The sequence below is a fragment of the Ectobacillus funiculus genome, assembly GCF_004138295.1.
GTDB classification, from domain to species: domain Bacteria; phylum Bacillota; class Bacilli; order Bacillales; family Bacillaceae_G; genus Ectobacillus; species Ectobacillus funiculus.
The window spans coordinates 1-17,510 of the sequence record NZ_SCFM01000046.1; the positions used below are offsets into that span (position 1 = coordinate 1).

Annotated in this window: 22 protein-coding genes; 5 read left to right on the plus strand and 17 right to left on the minus strand. The window is 43.2% G+C overall.

Going from position 1 to position 17,510, the window contains the following annotated elements:
- The 3 genes from EP737_RS26075 to EP737_RS20840 all read right to left on the minus strand — a co-directional run.
- Positions 1-244 (minus strand): hypothetical protein (locus EP737_RS26075; protein WP_205650993.1); only part of this gene is annotated, 244 nt, incomplete at its 3' end.
- 450 nt (positions 245-694) lie between these two features.
- Positions 695-838, minus strand: coding sequence for a glycogen biosynthesis protein GlgD (locus EP737_RS20835; protein ID WP_129730597.1), 144 nt, complete (start codon positions 836-838; stop codon positions 695-697).
- A 16-nt stretch (positions 839-854) separates the two neighbouring features.
- Positions 855-1,118, minus strand: coding sequence for a DUF2524 family protein (locus EP737_RS20840; RefSeq protein ID WP_129730599.1), 264 nt, complete (start codon positions 1,116-1,118; stop codon positions 855-857).
- A gap of 186 nt (positions 1,119-1,304) precedes the next feature.
- Here EP737_RS20840 and mnmL point away from each other — a divergent pair, with 186 nt between their 5' ends.
- Both mnmL and mnmM read left to right on the plus strand, forming a co-directional pair.
- Positions 1,305-2,258, plus strand: a complete 954-nt coding sequence (gene mnmL, locus EP737_RS20845; RefSeq protein ID WP_129730601.1) for a tRNA modification radical SAM protein MnmL/YtqA — start codon at positions 1,305-1,307, stop codon at positions 2,256-2,258.
- Entirely contained in the window at positions 2,255-2,827 is a 573-nt protein-coding gene (mnmM, locus tag EP737_RS20850) for a tRNA 5-(aminomethyl)-2-thiouridylate-methyltransferase MnmM (protein WP_129730603.1), read from the plus strand. Before mnmL ends, mnmM begins: the two co-directional genes overlap by 4 nt.
- Positions 2,828-3,074: 247 nt before the next feature.
- Here the strand turns inward: mnmM and EP737_RS20855 are convergent, their stop codons facing one another.
- Entirely contained in the window at positions 3,075-4,130 is a 1,056-nt protein-coding gene (locus tag EP737_RS20855) for a tetraprenyl-beta-curcumene synthase family protein (RefSeq protein WP_129730605.1), read from the minus strand.
- 1 nt (position 4,131) lies between these two features.
- Positions 4,132-4,923: an alpha/beta hydrolase gene (locus tag EP737_RS20860; protein WP_129730607.1), complete on the minus strand. Its 792-nt coding sequence runs from the start codon at positions 4,921-4,923 to the stop codon at positions 4,132-4,134.
- A gap of 75 nt (positions 4,924-4,998) precedes the next feature.
- Here EP737_RS20860 and EP737_RS20865 point away from each other — a divergent pair, with 75 nt between their 5' ends.
- The 3 genes from EP737_RS20865 to EP737_RS20875 all read left to right on the plus strand — a co-directional run bounded on the left by EP737_RS20865 (position 4,999) and on the right by EP737_RS20875 (position 7,629).
- The gene (locus tag EP737_RS20865; RefSeq protein WP_129730609.1) at positions 4,999-5,514 is read left to right on the plus strand and encodes a gamma carbonic anhydrase; all 516 of its coding nucleotides are present in this window, start codon (positions 4,999-5,001) and stop codon (positions 5,512-5,514) included.
- A 416-nt stretch (positions 5,515-5,930) separates the two neighbouring features.
- Positions 5,931-6,470: a phosphatase PAP2 family protein gene (locus EP737_RS20870; protein ID WP_129730611.1), complete on the plus strand. Its 540-nt coding sequence runs from the start codon at positions 5,931-5,933 to the stop codon at positions 6,468-6,470.
- A 16-nt stretch (positions 6,471-6,486) separates the two neighbouring features.
- Positions 6,487-7,629 (plus strand): glycosyltransferase family 4 protein, encoded by a 1,143-nt coding sequence (locus tag EP737_RS20875; RefSeq protein ID WP_129730613.1) that lies wholly within the window; start codon positions 6,487-6,489, stop codon positions 7,627-7,629.
- Between the two features lie 186 nt (positions 7,630-7,815).
- Here EP737_RS20875 and EP737_RS20880 read toward each other — a convergent pair whose 3' ends face one another.
- From EP737_RS20880 to EP737_RS20935, 12 genes are all read right to left on the minus strand, one after another.
- The gene (locus EP737_RS20880) at positions 7,816-8,007 is read right to left on the minus strand and encodes a hypothetical protein (RefSeq protein ID WP_129730616.1); all 192 of its coding nucleotides are present in this window, start codon (positions 8,005-8,007) and stop codon (positions 7,816-7,818) included.
- Positions 8,000-8,530: a QcrA and Rieske domain-containing protein gene (locus EP737_RS20885; RefSeq protein WP_129730618.1), complete on the minus strand. Its 531-nt coding sequence runs from the start codon at positions 8,528-8,530 to the stop codon at positions 8,000-8,002. Before EP737_RS20885 ends, EP737_RS20880 begins: the two co-directional genes overlap by 8 nt.
- Positions 8,531-8,556: 26 nt before the next feature.
- Positions 8,557-9,099 carry a 4Fe-4S dicluster domain-containing protein gene (locus EP737_RS20890; RefSeq protein WP_129730620.1) on the minus strand — a complete coding sequence of 181 codons (543 nt, stop codon included), beginning with the start codon at positions 9,097-9,099 and terminating at the stop codon, positions 8,557-8,559.
- 13 nt (positions 9,100-9,112) lie between these two features.
- Entirely contained in the window at positions 9,113-11,254 is a 2,142-nt protein-coding gene (locus EP737_RS20895) for a molybdopterin oxidoreductase family protein (protein ID WP_129730622.1), read from the minus strand.
- A 14-nt stretch (positions 11,255-11,268) separates the two neighbouring features.
- A complete protein-coding gene (locus EP737_RS20900) occupies positions 11,269-12,417 on the minus strand; it encodes an MFS transporter (RefSeq protein WP_129730624.1) in 1,149 nt (382 codons plus the stop codon).
- Positions 12,418-12,629: 212 nt separating this feature from the next.
- On the minus strand, positions 12,630-13,319 hold the full coding sequence (locus EP737_RS20905; protein WP_129730626.1) for a Crp/Fnr family transcriptional regulator: 690 nt from the start codon (positions 13,317-13,319) through the stop codon (positions 12,630-12,632).
- A 21-nt stretch (positions 13,320-13,340) separates the two neighbouring features.
- On the minus strand, positions 13,341-14,354 hold the full coding sequence (locus tag EP737_RS20910; RefSeq protein WP_129730628.1) for a ThiF family adenylyltransferase: 1,014 nt from the start codon (positions 14,352-14,354) through the stop codon (positions 13,341-13,343).
- 5 nt (positions 14,355-14,359) lie between these two features.
- Complete coding sequence (gene moaC, locus EP737_RS20915) at positions 14,360-14,848, minus strand: cyclic pyranopterin monophosphate synthase MoaC (protein WP_129730630.1); 489 nt, start codon at positions 14,846-14,848, stop codon at positions 14,360-14,362.
- A 12-nt stretch (positions 14,849-14,860) separates the two neighbouring features.
- Positions 14,861-15,094, minus strand: coding sequence for a molybdopterin converting factor subunit 1 (gene moaD, locus EP737_RS20920; RefSeq protein WP_129730632.1), 234 nt, complete (start codon positions 15,092-15,094; stop codon positions 14,861-14,863).
- Positions 15,091-15,546 carry a molybdenum cofactor biosynthesis protein MoaE gene (locus EP737_RS20925; RefSeq protein ID WP_129730634.1) on the minus strand — a complete coding sequence of 152 codons (456 nt, stop codon included), beginning with the start codon at positions 15,544-15,546 and terminating at the stop codon, positions 15,091-15,093. Before EP737_RS20925 ends, moaD begins: the two co-directional genes overlap by 4 nt.
- Complete coding sequence (gene mobB, locus EP737_RS20930) at positions 15,539-16,048, minus strand: molybdopterin-guanine dinucleotide biosynthesis protein B (RefSeq protein WP_129730636.1); 510 nt, start codon at positions 16,046-16,048, stop codon at positions 15,539-15,541. The genes EP737_RS20925 and mobB overlap by 8 nt, the downstream gene beginning before the upstream one ends.
- The gene (locus tag EP737_RS20935; RefSeq protein WP_129730638.1) at positions 16,039-17,304 is read right to left on the minus strand and encodes a molybdopterin molybdotransferase MoeA; all 1,266 of its coding nucleotides are present in this window, start codon (positions 17,302-17,304) and stop codon (positions 16,039-16,041) included. Before EP737_RS20935 ends, mobB begins: the two co-directional genes overlap by 10 nt.
- Positions 17,305-17,510: the final 206 nt, after the last annotated feature.

Sequence of the window (17,510 nt, forward strand, 5' to 3'; positions counted from 1 at the left end):
AAAAATTTGTGTAGCTAAGCCAAACTTTTTCATGTACATCCTCCTTGTTAACGCTTTCATTTAGAACTAATGAATCTGAAATCATCTTATAAACCGATCTACAAAAAACGACAAAAACCTTCAAAACTATTTTTAAAAAATTTAAGCGTTTACAGCTTTTATAATTAAAAAAAATTTTTCTCAACTCATTCGCGGCCTTAGGCATAGCTTCTATCCCTTCTTTTATGGGGATCCTTCTCCACATCTATCAACTTAAGAAATAGGTTGTTCCTCAAAACAAAAAATCGGGCTAAATTCTCATAAATAACTATAGAGGGATAAAATCGCTTACAAGTAATGCACCTCCATTATAAAAAGGAGTTCACATTCTTCCTTTAAAGAATGTGAACTCCTTTCTCTTTGTTTATTTGATAGATCCCATGGATCTGTTATATCTACAGAAATATTGATAGTTGCTTCTCTTAGCGCTTTGCCCCAATTTTACAATATTTATAATTTCCGCTCGATCCTCTTCAAATAAAGAATGCGACATAACACACGGCTCGATACTCTAGCTTATCAAGTGACGGAGAAATATAAAAACAATTGGCAAGCCCTCAGAGGAACCTTAAGTGCTGATAGTGTTTCTCTGAGGGCTCTTTTCATTTAATAATTAGGCAGGTGAACTGCCGTTTCGTTTATCGTCAGTACGATATTATTGCTTTGCTCTTTGAGGCTGTCCTTGACGTGCATAGTTTTTCTTTGCTTGCACAACTGGGTCCATCTCATTGGAAAACTCCTGGTTATGACCGTTTTGTGTTTTTTGTTCTGGATTGTTTTGCTTTGAGCGTTTCTTCATTGTTCCATTTCTCCTTTTAATGAAGTGTGGTAATCATTTCATGCTGCATGTTGCGCAGTTGGATCAGCGCACGGTCAATCCGCTCACGCTGCTGTTCATTCGCATTATGCTCCATTTTTTCAAGAGCTATCACAGCTTGCTCAAGCTGCAATTGCGCGTCTGAATATTCCATCATATTGTAGTGCTCCTGTTGCTTACCTCGATCAAGCTGCTCCTTTGCATATTGCAATGCTTGCTCCGCGTTGTCAATGCATTGGTTTAACGAATCACGTGTCGTCATGCTTAACCCCCTAATGTTTCTGTATATCACTAACTACCAAACGGCAGGATGCGCCGATGGAAGTCTCGTTTTATTATCTCCCATCCTGCAAACTATATGAGCCCGTGTGCTATAATGAATACTGTTTCCTTTTGAATGGATCGAATCGCTCACATAAATAGTACTTGCTCAAAGGAGGGACATTCGATGAATAACCCATTTCCGTATTCAACCGATAACAAACGTTATCACACATGGAACTACCATCTGCGCCAAACATTTGGCAGCAAGGTGTTTAAAGTATCATTAGATGCAGGCTTTGATTGCCCAAACCGCGATGGTACAGTTGCCTTCGGCGGTTGTACGTTTTGCAGCGCTGCCGGCTCTGGTGACTTTGCGGGTAATCGTACCGAGGATGTAATTACACAATTTCATACCATTAAAACGAAAATGCACGAAAAATGGAAGACAGGCAAATATATGGCCTACTTCCAAGCATTCACAAACACGCATGCCCCGCTCGATATACTGAAGCGAACATTTGAACCTATTTTAGAAGAAGAGGGGGTTGTTGGCCTTTCCATCGCAACCCGTCCCGATTGTTTGCCCGATGATGTTGTGGAATATTTGGCGGAGCTTAATGAACGCACGTATTTATGGCTTGAGCTCGGTTTACAGACGGTTCACGAACGAACTGCTCAGCTCATCAACCGTGCGCATGATTATGAGACATATGTAAGAGGAGTGGAAAAGCTGCGCAAGCATCATATTCGAGTTTGCTCTCATATCATTAACGGATTACCTCTTGAAAATTATGACATGATGATGGAAACAGCGCGCGAAGTCGCAAAGCTTGATATTCAAGGCATTAAAATCCATTTGCTTCATTTATTAAAAGGCACGCCGATGGTCAAGCAATATGAAAAGGGACTGCTGGAACTCCTCTCCTTTGACGATTATATAAAGCTTGTCGTTGATCAGCTCGAAATTATTCCACCGGAGGTCATTGTGCACCGCATTACAGGGGACGGTCCGGCTGATTTAATGATTGGCCCGATGTGGAGTCTGCGCAAGTGGGAAGTGCTCAATACAATTGATGCGGAATTTGTACGCCGGGGCAGCTGGCAAGGAAAATTTGCGGAAAAGGGGATGAACCTATGAAGCTTGAACGCATTTTGCCGTTTGCGCGTACCCTGCTGCAAATGGCAGTAAAGGACGGAAGCTATGCGGTCGATGCAACAATAGGAAATGGACATGATACAGCACTTCTCGCCCAACTTGTCGGAGAAGCTGGAAAGGTGTTCGGCTTTGATATTCAGGAACAAGCAATTCTTAATACACAAGCTCGGCTTACTGAACAAAACTTGCTGAGCCGCGCGATATTGTTTCATGAAAGCCACGGCAGACTGCTAGAAATGCTGCCTGCCGATGCAAAGGGAAACGTAACAGGCGCTGTGTTTAACCTCGGCTACTTGCCAGGTGGTGATAAAAGCATCGTCACAAAGCCAAATTCAACCATTGATGCAATTGAACAGCTGCTGCAAATCATGGCTCCGGAAGGAATTATTGTGCTCGTGATTTATCATGGTCATGAAGAAGGACAAGCAGAGCGTGATGCAGTCGTAGAATTTGCGATGAATCTTGACCAGCAAATGGCGCACGTACTGCGATATGAATTTATTAACCAGAGTAACCATCCGCCTTTTATCATTGCGATTGAAAAGCGATAGTTAGTCAGGAGCGTATCTTACGTAAAAAACACTCGGTAAACGAATCGGCGCCGAGTGTTTTCTGTCACTGTAGAAAAGTATAAATTTCCAGCTAGCAGTGCAATTCGACGTAGCCGGAAATTTTAGGAATACAGTGTAAGTGCAGCTATGCCTCTAGCTTCTCCTAACGGCTCGCTAATCAGCGAGCTTCTTTCTACAATTTGTTTTAAATTGTCGATAACGTTTGAAGCTAATGTACTCCTTTCTCCTAAGCCCGCATACGGTACAGCCTCGCATTCACATAAAAGAAATAGGAAGCAGCTCCGCCATATTTGACGATGCGACGCGCCATTTGCTGCATTTCTTTTTGCTCCGACACCTTTTGGTCAGACAAATAGATGCCAAGCAGCCCTTTGCTGATCAAACGGTGAAATTTTGAGTGCGGTAAATCCTGTAGATATCTATCTGTTTCTTGCACAAAATGTTTTAGGCGTTCAAGCGTTTCTTCACGACTTTCATAATAGCTGCAAAAATTCAAATCGCCACCGAGCCGATCTTCCTCCTGATCAATAAAATAATCAAGCAAAATATGCAGTCCCTGCAAATAAGGGAAGTAGCCCTTTTTAATTTTGGTAATTTGTGATTCACTTAACTCATGATGGAAGGAATATGCTACTAAACAGAAAATACCGAGTGTTGAACCAGCACAAGCGGAAAACTCATACCAGCTCATCGCAGGAAGCTGTTCTTTATGTAGAGCAAACCATTCCTGAAGCCGCCCTTCTCTTTCTGTGAGAGCTACGTGCTTGTGCACCTGCAGGTCACAATAGTAACGAGCAAGCTCCTGCAATATGCCAGCTATTTTCGGATAATGCTTCGTATGCTGCAAAACATCCTGGCACGTTCGGACGAGTGCCTCCAAATAACCGCCATCATTCTGATCTTCACGGAAGCGATAATAATTTTCTGTAGCGCTTCCCGGAGTAAGCGCATGAAGCATCGACTCATGTAATGCTTCAAAATCAAGCGGATCCAAGGAGGTACTGCGGTCGCATAAGTTATCTAAATAATCACTGATGGTTTGATAGGCAACAATAAAACGAACGCATTCATTCATCCCCGAGCCTGCCAAAATGGCAAGAATGCCGCCCCCCTCACAATGAAACGTTTTATGTTCAATGCTTGCGAGCGCCTGCTTACGCAGCTCCTCATTTGGAATACACTGCGCCCGCTCCGTCCATCTCATCAGCTCCTGGTGCACTGGCGGCATTACATTCCGATATACCTTAGACATAAGAGATATAGGATTTGTAGGAATCTTCACTTTACTTCACTCCTTTTACTACATGCACTTCAGTAAAAGCTTTCGCAAACGTAAAAATCTGTTCACGTTCATATTCATTAAACAATTCATGATAGCACTCTTTCCATTCCTTATACGCTTTATCACTGCTGTCCACTTCATTAAACCATTTACGTACTTGCATCCGGTCCACTAGTTTGTCCTCGTACGCCTGCATAATCAGGAGCGGAATATCCGGAAAGTTCAAAATCCTCTCGTGCGCAATCGAGACCGCTTTTTTCAGCTCAATAAACCAGCGCACCGATACCTTTTGCAAAAGTAAAGAATCGTTCTCCATAGCATCGCGAATATCCCTATTGCGCGTTGCCATCTCGGCTGTTAATCGGGAAGAAAACTTCATTTTTGGTGCAAGCACATTCAATACCTTTGCGGCAGCCTTTAACGGCATAGAGGGCTCTGCCAATACTCCTAAACATGGCGAGCTTAAAATGATGCCCTGCACCCGCAGCTCGATTTCCTGAAGAAGACGAATGATAATCAATCCCCCCATACTGTGACCAAGCAAAAAAATAGGAAGATGGTAGTGTCCTGCTTCTCTAATCCATTTTCGCACCGTATGTATATATTCCTCAAAGCTGTTAATATGTCCTCGTTGTCTTGAAGATGTCCCATGCCCCGGTAAGTCCCCCATGACAACATGATAGCCGGCAGCTGTCCACATATCGGCAAGCGCTGTGTAACGGCCATGATGCTCCATCGCTCCGTGAACAATCACCACAACAGCTTTGGCCGCTTCAGCTTCCCATTTCCACATGTGCATCCCCCTATTTTCATTTCAGGATATTGTTGATACACTAACAGTACATAAAAAGAAAGGCGGTTTCGATTGATGATCTATCCATATAAGGATAAATACCCAAGCATCGCAGACAGTGCTTTTATTGCTGATTATGTCACAATTACAGGAGATGTGACAATTGGCGAGTACTCCAGCATTTGGTTTAACACTATTATCCGCGGTGATGTGTCTCCTACAATTATCGGTGATCGTGTAAATGTGCAAGATTTATGTGTACTCCACCAAAGCCCAAGATGTGCACTCATCTTAGAAGATGATGTAACAATTGGCCATCAGGTTACTTTACATAGCTGTACAATCCGAAAAAACGCGTTGGTTGGCATGGGCTCTATCGTACTTGACGGAGCGGAAGTTGGAGAAGGTGCGTTTATCGGTGCCGGCAGCCTCGTACCGCAAGGAAAAATCATTCCTCCGAATACATTGGCATTTGGACGTCCAGCAAAGGTAATCCGCGAACTAACAGAAGAAGATAAACAAGATATGGCCCGCATTCGTCGCGAATATGTAGAAAAAGGACAATTTTATAAAAGTGTACAAAAGAAATAGATCAATATAAGAAAAGCGGACAAGACCCGCCTTTTATGGCAGCATAGGGGTGGACCGGAGTAAAAGGCGCTTTTGCCTTTTGCAGAAGTTCAGCCCTATGCTGCCATTTTGGGCCTTGGGAGCTAGACATCACCCCGAAAAGTTCTACTTTCTTACAGTGTAAAAAATGACACTTATCTTAAACACGGATCGCCTTTACTCTCGTAGTAAAATGCTGTATTCCATTATGAAACATGCTGCAGCTTGGATATAGAAGTTTGCAGTGAGCTTACGTCCACCAACTTCTCTCTCCTTTTCTCCTATCACTGTTTAGAAGCCGCCCACTATTCTTTACAATCCCTTATCACTTTCTCAACAAATTCTTATTACAATGGAAATGCAATACGAAATATACTGACATTAGGGAGGTGCTGCTGATGATAGCACGTTCTATCAACGCCTTATATGAAATAGAGTGTTGCATTTTCAAAGGAATTAACCGTTATTTTGAGCGAAAGGTGCTAAACATATACTTTCGCACAATCACACACGCGGGCGGGGCAAAATGCACCATTCTGTCTGTATTGCTCCTCATGCTCCTATCAAAGGGCACAATTCACAAAACGGCAATAGTAAGCATGGCTTCCCTTGCTATCAGCCATATTCCGGTGCAGATTTTCAAGAAGCTGTATCCACGAAAACGCCCGTATATGATGATTGTTGGAACAAAGCATCATTTGAATCCGTTGCAAGACCATTCCTTTCCATCCGGGCATACGACTGCTATTTTTTCGGTCGTCATCCCATTCATTGTTGATGTACCTGCATCCATATTTTTGCTTCTTCCTCTTGCCTTAAGTGTCGGTGTATCTCGTATTTATCTTGGTCTTCACTATCCATCCGATGTGCTGGCAGGCATGTTTCTTGGAACGCTCACTGGCATTCTGTCTTACTTTCAAATTATACAACTACTGTAAGTGGGGAGGGCGTCTTATGAAAATCGCTATCTTTACTGATACCTTTATACCACAAGTAAACGGGGTTGCGAAAACATTAGAACGCTTCACAAGATACCTGCAGTGTAACGGTATAGAATACTATGTATTTGCGCCTGAAAATACCACCGAGGACAGCTTTGTTACAAATGTCAAAAAGATGAAAAGCCTTCCGCTTTCTATCTATCCGGAATGCAGACTGGCGATTCCAAATCCAGTCTTTATAAAAAAAGAATTGCAACGTTTTCAGCCTGACCTCATTCACATCGCAACCCCCTTCAACATGGGACTGTTTGGCATGTATTACGCGAAGAGGTTAGGAATCCCACTTGTCGGATCGTATCACACTGATTTTGATGCTTACTTAAAACACTACAAGGTCGAGTTTCTCTCTCGCTTTCTCTGGAATTATTTACGCTGGTTCCATAGCTCTCTTCAAAAAACATTCGTTCCTTCCCATGAAACACTAAAACAGCTACAGAACAAAGGATTCCGAGACTTGCATATTTGGGCACGCGGTGTTGATTGTAACCTCTACCATCCACATTATGAGAAACAAACCGTGCGTGATACATACGGCATCGGAGCGAAGTATATTCTCTCATACGTGGGACGGATGGCTCCCGAGAAGGATATCGATACACTGACAGAAATTATTCAAAAAATAAACCAAACGCTTGGAGACTCTGTTCACTGGCTCCTCGTCGGAGATGGACCGCTCACAGAAGAAATGAAAGCAAATGTAACTAAAAACGTAACATTCACTGGCTATCTAAAAGGAAAAGAACTCGCGGCTGTCTACGCTTCCTCAGATCTCATGGTGTTTCCATCGGCAACAGAAACATTTGGCAACGTTGTGCTAGAATCTCTTGCTTCCGGTACGCCTGTAATTGGAGCGAACGCGGGGGGTGTAAAGAATATTTTGCAGCATGGCACAACAGGATATCTATGTAACCCAAAAGACACTGATGCATTTTGCGCTGCAATCGAGGATCTTCTCGATTCTGGTTCCATAATTGAGAAGATGGGACAATCCGGACGAGAATACGCCTTGTCACAAAATTGGGATACGATTTTCGAAAAGCTTCTCGGTCATTACAAGGATGTCATTCAAGCACCTCAAAATAAATTGTTAGCATAGTTAAAAGCATGTTCATTCAAATTCTTTTCTCAATCAAGAAAACTCGCCAATTGGCAAAGATAGAGGCACAGTTGCACTTATATTATATTCCTAAAATTCCTATCTATCCAAGTGATCTGACTCCGAGCTGCAAATTTATACTTCCTATAGTGCAGAAAAGCAAAGGCCGCTCACCTTTGCTTTTTATTAATTATATTCTAATTTTCTCCAGTTGATATATGCCGTCAATGCTACAATCACTGAGGCTATACTCACAATCATACAGGTTGTCACTGCGCCATATTCCCTGCCGTAGTACGCTTCGATCGTATGCTGTAACGATATAACATTCACGATAAGTGAAGTCATAATGATAATTACCCACCCTCGTTTACTCATGACGATACTTCCTTCCAACCGCATATACAGCACCGCCAGCTACCTCTAGCTCGATTAGCGGTAATTCTCTTTGCGGCGGTCCTTCCATCGGATGTCCTGTTTTAATATTAAAAAAACCGCGGTGGCATGGACAAACAAGAATGTCACGCTCTTTCTCATAAAACACCGGGCATTGCAAATGCGTACATTTATTATTGTACGCCACAAGCTCCCCCTCCACTGTATGCACCAAGATAGCGGTATCCCCTTCTGTCGGATAGCTAAAGTTTACAGAGCTCCCTTTTGGCAAGGAAGCTAAATCCGCAATCTTTACACGCGCATCCTTATCTGCCTTTTTATTGGCACTGACAATTTGGAACGGGATAGTAGCAAGGCCGAGTGCCACCGTCGCTCCTGTCATGGATTTAATAAATGCACGGCGGTTATACTTGACATCATCCCCACGCTTTAAATTTTCTATTAGATTCATCATATCGTGCTCTGTTTCTTCACGATGACGCTTTTGCTTCCCCTGTTCACTCATCGAATGTTCCTCCCTTTCAAACGGGACTACTCAGAATAGACACCGAAAAATTCCGGCACAAAGTTCCATTTATTTCCTTTAGACGGTTTTTTGCCTTCAATTAAGTTCATACGAGCACGACTGCGGCGAAGAGCCTGCATTTCATCAAAATCAATGAAACGAATCGCTTCACTTGGGCAAACTGATGCACACATTGGCGGGATGTCTTCTTTTGTACGGTCGTAGCACATATCACATTTGTACATTTTATTAGCTTCAAAATCGAACTTCGGAATCCCGAATGGACAACCGAATGTACAGTTACGGCAGCCAATACACTTTTCTTCCATTGCAGAAAGAACAACACCCTCTGCGGTAATTTGGATCGCATTTGCCGGACAAACACGTGCACATGCCGGATCCTTACATTGCATACACATCATCGGAAAGGTTTGACGACTTTCCATAAAGTCTACATATTCTACATAGTTGCGTTCTTTATATTCATGATCGCCGCACTCTCGGCATGCCGCCTGACAAGAGCGGCAGCCGATGCAGCGTTCGAATTCTAAATACATAACCTTTTTCATAGTATAATCCTCCTTACGCCTTCTCGATTTTCACTGCGCACACTTTGAATTCCGGCATGCGTGAATATGGATCTAAAGCAGGGTTTGTTAATTGGTTCACAGATAACTCTTTTCCCCAGTGATATGGAATAAAAATGGTATCCTTGCGAATTGTTTTTGTTAAACGAACATCTACTGTCATATGACCACGGCGCGTAGTAAGCTTGACTTTATCACCGTTTGCCAAATTGTTGCGTGCTGCAAGCTCCGGATGCATCTCTGCATATGGAAGCGGACATTGCTCCATTAAGAAGTCTACGCGACGTGTTTGGTTACCAGATAGGTAGTGGAACACAACACGGCCTGTTGTGAGTACAAGTGGATATTCCGCTGATTGTGTTTCACCTGGTTCTGTCCAATTAAATACACCTAGGTTCGCTTTCCCATCCTCTGTACCAAAGCGCTCCTTGAACATATGAGGACTTCCCGGATGATCCTTAGAAGGACACGGCCAAAACACACCGTCCTCCTTATCAATTCGATCCCATGTAATACCGTAATAATCCGCTGGACCACCCTTAGATGCCACACGGAATTCCTCAAAAATTTCGTGTGCTGTTTGATAAGGGAAGAACCTCCCTTTTCCCATACGCTCAGCAATTAAGCTGACAATTTCCCAATCAGGCTTGCTTTCTCCGAGAGGGTCGCGCACTTTACGAATGCGAATCACGCGTCCTTCTAAATTTGTTGTTGTTCCGTCATCCTCTGCCCAAGTTGTTGTTGGCAGGACAACATCCGCATGCTCTGCTGTCTCAGATAAGAAGAAATCACTAACCACTAAGAAATCTAATTTTTTAAACGCTTCATTGACATAGTTACCGTTTGGTGCAGAGACCGCAGGGTTACTACAGATAACATGCATACCGCGAATCGTATTGTTATGAATTAAGTCAAACATCTCATAAGCGGATACCCCTGGCTGCGGCATATCCTTCGGGTCAATCCCCCAAACGCCTGATATATATTCTACTGCTTTCGGATCTGTCAGCTTACGGTAGCCTGGTAGCAAATCTGCTTTTTGTCCATGCTCACGTCCGCCTTGCCCGTTTCCTTGGCCTGTAAATGTACCACACCCTGAAGCAAATTTTCCAACCATACCACGAAGCAGCGACATTGTAATGTACATTTGGACATTGTGCACACCTTTAGATTGTTGCTCAACCCCGCGTGCAAACATGACAACCGAACGCGGAGATTGACCGTAAATATGTGCTGCTTTTACTAGCTTTTCTACAACTACTCCTGTAACCTGCGAAGTATATTCAGGTGTACAATGTGCAACAGATTGTTTTAATTCCTCGAAGTTGTTGCAACGCTCTTGTACGTATTCATTATCGACATAGCCCTCTTTGATTAACAAATGAATTATACCTGCAGCCAATGCAGAGTCTGTACCTGGCTTTAAGTCCAAGTGCACGTCAGCAACGCGCGCAATTGGAACCTCACGCGGGTCAGCTACAATTAATTTCGCACCTTTGTCTTTTGCTTTCCAAAGCCATTGCGTGCTTGTTGGATGACATTCTGCTGAGTTAGAGCCCGCTAGGAAGAAGCAATCTGTATGCTCAAGCTCTGGCACAGGCAATGTCATACCACGATCGATACCAAAAGTTTTCAGCATACCACCTGCTGCAGAGCTCATACAGAAACGGCCGTTGTAATCAATATAACGCGTTCCAAGTCCAACCCGTGCATATTTTCCTACTAAATAGCACTTCTCATTTGTCATCGATACACCACCAAATACGCTAAGCGCATCTTTGCCATGATCGCGCTGGATGCGTTTGAAGTTTGATTCAATGTAATCTAACGCTTCCTTCCACGATACAGCATGAAATTGTCCATTTTTCTTAATCAGCGGCTTTGTAATCCGATCCGGATGCTCAATTGTTTGGTAAGCGGTCACACCTTTTGGACACATTTTCCCTTTTGTTACTGGCCAATCGTAGCGTGGCTCTACCCCAACTACCTTTCCTGTTTTCTCTTCCACACGAATATGTATACCGCATTGCATTCCACAATAGCAGCAGTGGGTTGTAATTAGCTTTTCACCTGGTTTATGCAAATTTTTCACATTATCCCTTGTCACAAATTGATCTTGCTTTACCAACTGGCTCATCTTTACTCACCTCTTCATTTTGTTGTTACTTCATCTTGTTTTACTTGATAAAACTCCTCCGAACGCTTTTGTCCAAAGCCTGGCACATGAATACTGTTATTTGTTTGAATTGGTCCGTACGGGTTGCCGATCGCTTGCTCCATATTCAGCTGCTTCATCACACGCAGCCGTCTGCGGCATGAAGGACAGTAGTCTGCTAGATATGAGCCATCTGCAAGCTGCAAATCAAATTGCTGTGCTGCTAAAATGGCCTTTACATCTGAAATCTGATCATCATTGCTATACTTTGTACCGCACTTCTTACATGCTCTCGTATCCACCTTCACAACCTCCTGATAATTCATCGGAACAGCTGTTGCAAGCGGGCGGATCGGAACATGAAAGAGCTTGCCGAATGGAAAATAGATAAGAAAAAACACAACAGAAATCTGATGCACAATTGTTATATAATGATGAATAAATCCTTTTAGAAATACATAGGAAAGAGTAAGCATCAAGCCTGTGACTGCTGCACTGAGCAATAAAAGAAGCGGTAAAATGTCAAACTCAAATCGCTGTGTTACCCGAACATCCTTATTGATTGTGCGGCGAATTAGCGCCATCGTTGCACCGATTAGCAGCATCATTGCAAAAATGTTAAGCGAGTTGTACATAAGTTCTGCAACAATCCCATGTGCCTGAATTTTTATTACCTGATGGTTAAACACAATGACACCGTACGTATGAGCATCTATTAAGTTGAAACGAAACAAACCAAACGTTAAACCAAACGTAAATGCTAACGAGCCAATACAGCCCCATGCAATTAAAAAGTGCTGCAACCCACGATAGATACCGCGTTTAAAAATAAATTTTTGCAGAAAGATATTTTCAAATCCTGTTTTCAAAACAGACACAATATTTCGTTTGACGCGATTGGCTGATTTTAAATTTTGCAGGCTCCGTTTCATAACCTGATATGTTGCCGGTCTTGCAAACCAAAAGTAAACACGAATCGTCATCCCAATAGCAAATATAATAGAAGAAAGTAAATACCCGAGCGTCGCTAAATCAATATAGATAAATTGATCGGTAGCGTACCAAACTGTCAAAACTAACAGTACTGTTATAACAAATGAATAAAACCGCGCTTTTGAATAAAACTTGCGCTCGATTATATTCATGTCGTTTCCCCCCTTATTTTTAAAAGCCGCCTTGTTGCCTTCATTATACGCATGAGTGAGCAGAATCACTGTGACGCATGTCACATATTTATTTGACAATGTAGTGACAGTTGCCCTTACCTAAAGTTTCATACTACGGCAAATTCACTTCTAGCTGGAAATTTATACTTTCTTAAAGCGAAAAAAAGCAGCTACCATTAGATAGCTGCTGCTTATTCGATATTACAATATGAAGTTGGGCAATTTTCACAATTAATCTCCTGCTTCAAATACTCTAAATCATGAATGATAATTTTTCTTCCTTCAAAAGAAAGAATACCCATCCCCTTCAATTCATTTAGAGCACGGTTCACACTTTCCCGAGTTGTTGAGCTGAAGTTCGCTAAATCCTGATTTGTCATTTGTACATCAAGTAATATACCGTTTTCTACTGGTACACCGTAGCTATTGGTCATACGAATTAAAGTGGAATAGAGCGCTCCCTTCTTTCCATACAAAACAAGGTCGCGGAACTTCGTATGCTGCTTACGAATATGATCGGTCATAACAGGCATAAAATCTGCTGCAAACAACGGATTTGTGAGCAATTCTCTTTCGATTGCTTCATTCCTGATGACAAGTACCTCACTATCCTCAAGTGCACGTGCGCTAAACAAGTATTTTCCGTTTTTCGCAAAAATCATAAGCTCTCCCATAATGGAGCTTGGTCCGCACAGACGCAAACAAAGCTGCTTTCCATCACCTGAAAGCTTATTAATTTGAAATTTCCCTTTTAACACCACAAAAAATCGATCTCCATCCTGACCTTCTTGAAACAAATGAGCTCCTTTTCTTACCTTCAATGTTTGATAGGCCAGTTTGGATAAACAGTCTACACTTTCGGTGCTCAAAACTGTCGGCATTGATTTGCTCCCTTCTGCACGTTATCCAAAATAACGCTGATAGATAGAACGAGCTTCTGTAACATCCTTCGTTCCATGGATAAGCACTCTGCCATCACGGAACAGGACAATACGGTGCCTTTCCAGCTGCATCATAGCCAAATACGGATTGCTCTGTATATTATGTCCAGAACGCTTCAGGTGCGAAGCAAGCTTTTCTAACTCAAACGGCTTCGTTCCCCGCAGCTGAACTGTATCTCTGCCACATAAAACAGCCGCCTTGCTTCTATCTTCTTCCGTTAATGCCGGATACGTTCTTTCTTCCCCACATGACGGACATTTCTTGCTCTTTCGCTTCCCAACACGTAAAAACATATGCTCATTATTCCAAATATCGAACAAAGCCAATGACGGTCGCACTGCTTGCATATTTCCAGTCAGTATTTTTAAAGCTTCCGCTGCCTGATAAGACACTGTCATACCAATAGCAGGACCGATTACACCCGTGGTATCGCACGTTAAACTATAGGATGGAAGATGCGGGAGCAAACAGCGAAAACAAGGCGTTTGTCCCGGAATAATTGGCATCGATAGCCCATAGCTACCTGTACAAGACCCGAAAATCCACGGTATATTGTATGCTTGCGATGCATCATTAATGAGAAGACGTGTTTCAAAGTTATCTGTTGCGTCTATCATAACATCGAGTCTCTGTTCGCACATAGTGTTAATTTCATCAGGTGTAAGATCTAAGACATGCGTTGTAATCTCTATCTCGCTATTAATGCGGCTGAGCCTATTTCTCGCCGCAATTGCTTTTGGCAGTCCTTGCTCAGCATCACGTTCCTCATACAGCTGCTGCCGCTGTAAATTGCTCCAATCTACATAATCACGATCAACAATTGTAATTTTCCCCACACCTGCGCGGACAAGCATTTCAGCATTGCCGCAGCCAAGAGCACCAGCTCCAACAATGAGCACATGTGCCTCCCTCAACAATTTCTGCCCCTGCTCTCCAATTGGTGAAAAAAGTGTTTGCCTTGAATATCTATCCATGCAGGTCACGCCTTTAACCGTTTATAGTCACCATTTTTCCCGCCTGTTTTCTCCATTAAATAAGTCGGACCAATGATAATCCCCTTATCAATCGCCTTACACATATCATAAATCGTTAACGCACAAACAGAAGCTGCTGTTAAAGCTTCCATCTCTACCCCCGTGCTGCCTTTTGTTTTCACGAAGGATTCAATATGCAGTTCGTACTCATCGTCCCGCTCCTCCCAATGAAACGAAAGGTCTACTCCCGTTAAAGAGAGAGGATGGCACATTGGAATGATGTCTGCTGTTTTCTTTGCACCCATGATTCCAGCCACTTGTGCGACGGATAAGACATCTCCTTTTTTCACTTCACCCTTGGTCATTTTTTCATATACTTCCTTAGACACAATAACACTCGATGCGGCGTGTGCTGTACGTGCTGTTTCATGTTTTTCGGAAATATCCACCATGCGTGCTTTTCCTTCCGCATTGAAATGTGTAAATTCACTCATCTTTTTTCCCCCTTATCCCCCGCTTACCGGTGGAATCAGTGCCACTGTATCACCAGCCTGAATAACATCCTCATCATCAGCAAATTCTTCATTTACCGCAATCATGATGCTTTTCGTATCCAAGAATTCGTACTTCTCCTCCAGCTGCTTTCTTAAATCTGCTACTGTTATTGAATTTTCCTCTATTTGCAAATCACGTGTGCCGAATTGCTCACGTAAATGAGCGAATAATAATACTGTAATCATCCTTCATTCACCTCGGGCTTGCCATTTTCGTATGAAATCGTTCCTTGCTGATTGCCGATCCAGAGCTCGCCATCTTCCCAATGCTCCTTCTTCCAAATTGGAACCATTTCTTTAATCCGCTCAATCGCATACCGGTTTGCTTCATATGCATCGGCGCGATGAGGAGAAGACGTAGCAATCACAACCGCTGCTTCACCAATTTCCAAGCGGCCAACGCGATGCACAATTGCAGATTTTGCTCCTGGCCATTTTTCTGCTATTTCCCTGCCGATTTGCTCCAGCTTCGCCTTTGCCATTGGAACATACGCTTCATATTCCAAATATAAAGTTTTTCTGCCCTTTGTAATCTCGCGCACCGTACCGATAAAATTTACAACCGCGCCAGCATTTCGGTGCATCACCTGCTCCGTTACCTCCTGAGCAGAAATAGGAGATGCTATAATTTCAAACATGCCTCTTCCTCCTTAAATAGCCGCTCATCCATGCACAATACAGTTCCTCCTCCTGAACGGAGAAAACAGGAAAATCGCTCTCAATTGGTATCCACGATACAACGGCAATAACATTAGAAAGCCGTAATAACTTCCGATCTTCCTCACTGCGAATGCAGACAATTTTTTCATACGGCTTCTCTTTATATCCTTCTATGAGCAACACATCGATGTTAATGGAATGGCATAGCTCTATCCACTGCTCTAATTGAAATTGTTCATCCTGAATCGTTATCGCAAATGTTCCGTCTCCCTCTACCGCAGCAGCAAGCGAACCCGCATGCATATGACGTGTCGAATCCTTCCCCTCAGGAAGGGCTGGTTTTCCGCCATGACCGTGATGCTTAAAAGAAGCAACACGTAAGCCCTCCTTCGTCAAAGAAGAGATAATCTGTTCCGCTACTGTTGTTTTGCCGCTATTTTGATAGCCGGCAATTTGCAAGATGACAGGTCTCACTTCCATTCCCTCATACCATCCTGCCCCTCAATCAGCACAACCTCAACCATGCTTCCTGCCTGCCAGCCTCTTGTACCGCCCGGCAGAACCATAAAACAGTCCGCTCCTGGGAGTGAGGAAACAATATTAGATTTATCCTTCCCTGATGGTTGAACGTACAAGCGGCCTCCCTCAAAGGACAGCTTGCTTCTCACAAACCGCGTAAATGGGTTCGCCTTTAACACGTCCTGCTTTAGCGTTGCCTCTACTTTTTGCAAATAGACATTCTCCATGCCAAGCATCGTCCGAATTACCGGTCTTGTAAACAATTCAAATCCAACATAGCAAGCGGATGGATTACCTGATAACCCAAAGAGAAGCTGATCTCCTAATGCCGCTGCCGACGTCACACTTCCTGGGCGCATCGCAATTTTATTAAATAGAAGCTCTGCACCAAGCTCCTTATAAACAGCTGGTATATAATCAAAATCCCCAACAGAAACACCGCCTGTAGTCACGACAATATCTGCTGCCTTCAGCGCTGCTCGCACCGTCTCTAACGTTTGTTCAAATGTATCCTTCACAACGCCGAAGGAAACCGGTTCAGCACCGCTGCGGAGCGCCTGTGTGTAAAGCATAAAACCATTGCTATTGCGGATTTTCCCTGGCATAAGTGGTTCATCTGTGCCAAGAAGCTCACTTCCCGTTGCAATAATCGCAACCTTGGGCTTCCGGGTAACAGGAACCTTCTCATATCCAAAGGTCGCTAATAACGCGATAACGCCAGCATTAATATACGCCCCTTTCGTAAGGAGACGCGTTCCTTCTTCTATATCTTCTCCAACGCTGGAAATATTTTCGCCTTCTTTAAGCTTTCGTTTTAACTGAACGAATGTCTTCCCATCCCGCTCTTCTTCCTTTGTAAGTTCACGCATAATTACAGCATTTGCCCCATCAGGAACAGCACCGCCTGTCATAATTTTGACTGCTTGTCCTTCTTGCAATGTACCATGCCACACATCACCAGCAGCCACAATCCCGAGGAGCTCCAGCCAAATTGGATTGTGTTCTCCTGCTTCCTTAGTTGAACTCGCCCGAACCGCATAGCCATCATACGGAGAACGAATAAACCAAGGAACCGGGTGAGGTGCATACACATCACGGGACAACACCCTGCCCGCACTCGCTGTTAATTCTATGTATTCTTCTTCTATTTGTTTTGGAAACTGCATCAGCTTTATCAACGCTTCTTCAATCGGAATTGGCTTTCGAAACAGTGTCACTAGAACCACCCCTTTGTCCTATTTGTATTGTATTATCTTTTATCTGTTTAGCCAAGAAAACATCCTATCCCATGCTTATGAAGACGGGAGCGTTCGGAATACGTGCATTGATTTACTTTTGCATGTATTATCATTTAAATTTCTTGCTATGTCGAGTTCGCTTCTAGCTGGCCCTTTATCCAATCTTAAAGTGTAAAGAAACAGCC

Bases quoted from the DNA above. Each gene is read 5' to 3' on its own strand.
- EP737_RS20925 (WP_129730634.1), bottom strand. From the start codon at position 15,546: ATGTTTGAAATTATAGCATCTCCTATTTCTGCTCAGGAGGTAACGGAG.
- EP737_RS20905 (WP_129730626.1), bottom strand. From the start codon at position 13,319: ATGCCGACAGTTTTGAGCACCGAAAGTGTAGACTGTTTATCCAAACTG.
- EP737_RS20880 (WP_129730616.1), bottom strand. From the start codon at position 8,007: ATGAGTAAACGAGGGTGGGTAATTATCATTATGACTTCACTTATCGTG.
- mobB (WP_129730636.1), bottom strand. From the start codon at position 16,048: ATGGAAGTGAGACCTGTCATCTTGCAAATTGCCGGCTATCAAAATAGC.
- EP737_RS20860 (WP_129730607.1), bottom strand. From the start codon at position 4,923: ATGTGGAAATGGGAAGCTGAAGCGGCCAAAGCTGTTGTGGTGATTGTT.
- EP737_RS20910 (WP_129730628.1), bottom strand. From the start codon at position 14,354: ATGGATAGATATTCAAGGCAAACACTTTTTTCACCAATTGGAGAGCAG.
- EP737_RS20890 (WP_129730620.1), bottom strand. From the start codon at position 9,099: ATGAAAAAGGTTATGTATTTAGAATTCGAACGCTGCATCGGCTGCCGC.
- EP737_RS20900 (WP_129730624.1), bottom strand. From the start codon at position 12,417: ATGAATATAATCGAGCGCAAGTTTTATTCAAAAGCGCGGTTTTATTCA.
- EP737_RS20895 (WP_129730622.1), bottom strand. From the start codon at position 11,254: ATGAGCCAGTTGGTAAAGCAAGATCAATTTGTGACAAGGGATAATGTG.
- EP737_RS20865 (WP_129730609.1), top strand. From the start codon at position 4,999: ATGATCTATCCATATAAGGATAAATACCCAAGCATCGCAGACAGTGCT.
- mnmM (WP_129730603.1), top strand. From the start codon at position 2,255: ATGAAGCTTGAACGCATTTTGCCGTTTGCGCGTACCCTGCTGCAAATG.
- EP737_RS20885 (WP_129730618.1), bottom strand. From the start codon at position 8,530: ATGAGTGAACAGGGGAAGCAAAAGCGTCATCGTGAAGAAACAGAGCAC.
- EP737_RS20835 (WP_129730597.1), bottom strand. From the start codon at position 838: ATGAAGAAACGCTCAAAGCAAAACAATCCAGAACAAAAAACACAAAAC.
- mnmL (WP_129730601.1), top strand. From the start codon at position 1,305: ATGAATAACCCATTTCCGTATTCAACCGATAACAAACGTTATCACACA.
- EP737_RS20875 (WP_129730613.1), top strand. From the start codon at position 6,487: ATGAAAATCGCTATCTTTACTGATACCTTTATACCACAAGTAAACGGG.
- moaC (WP_129730630.1), bottom strand. From the start codon at position 14,848: ATGAGTGAATTTACACATTTCAATGCGGAAGGAAAAGCACGCATGGTG.
- EP737_RS20870 (WP_129730611.1), top strand. From the start codon at position 5,931: ATGATAGCACGTTCTATCAACGCCTTATATGAAATAGAGTGTTGCATT.
- moaD (WP_129730632.1), bottom strand. From the start codon at position 15,094: ATGATTACAGTATTATTATTCGCTCATTTACGTGAGCAATTCGGCACA.
- EP737_RS20840 (WP_129730599.1), bottom strand. From the start codon at position 1,118: ATGACGACACGTGATTCGTTAAACCAATGCATTGACAACGCGGAGCAA.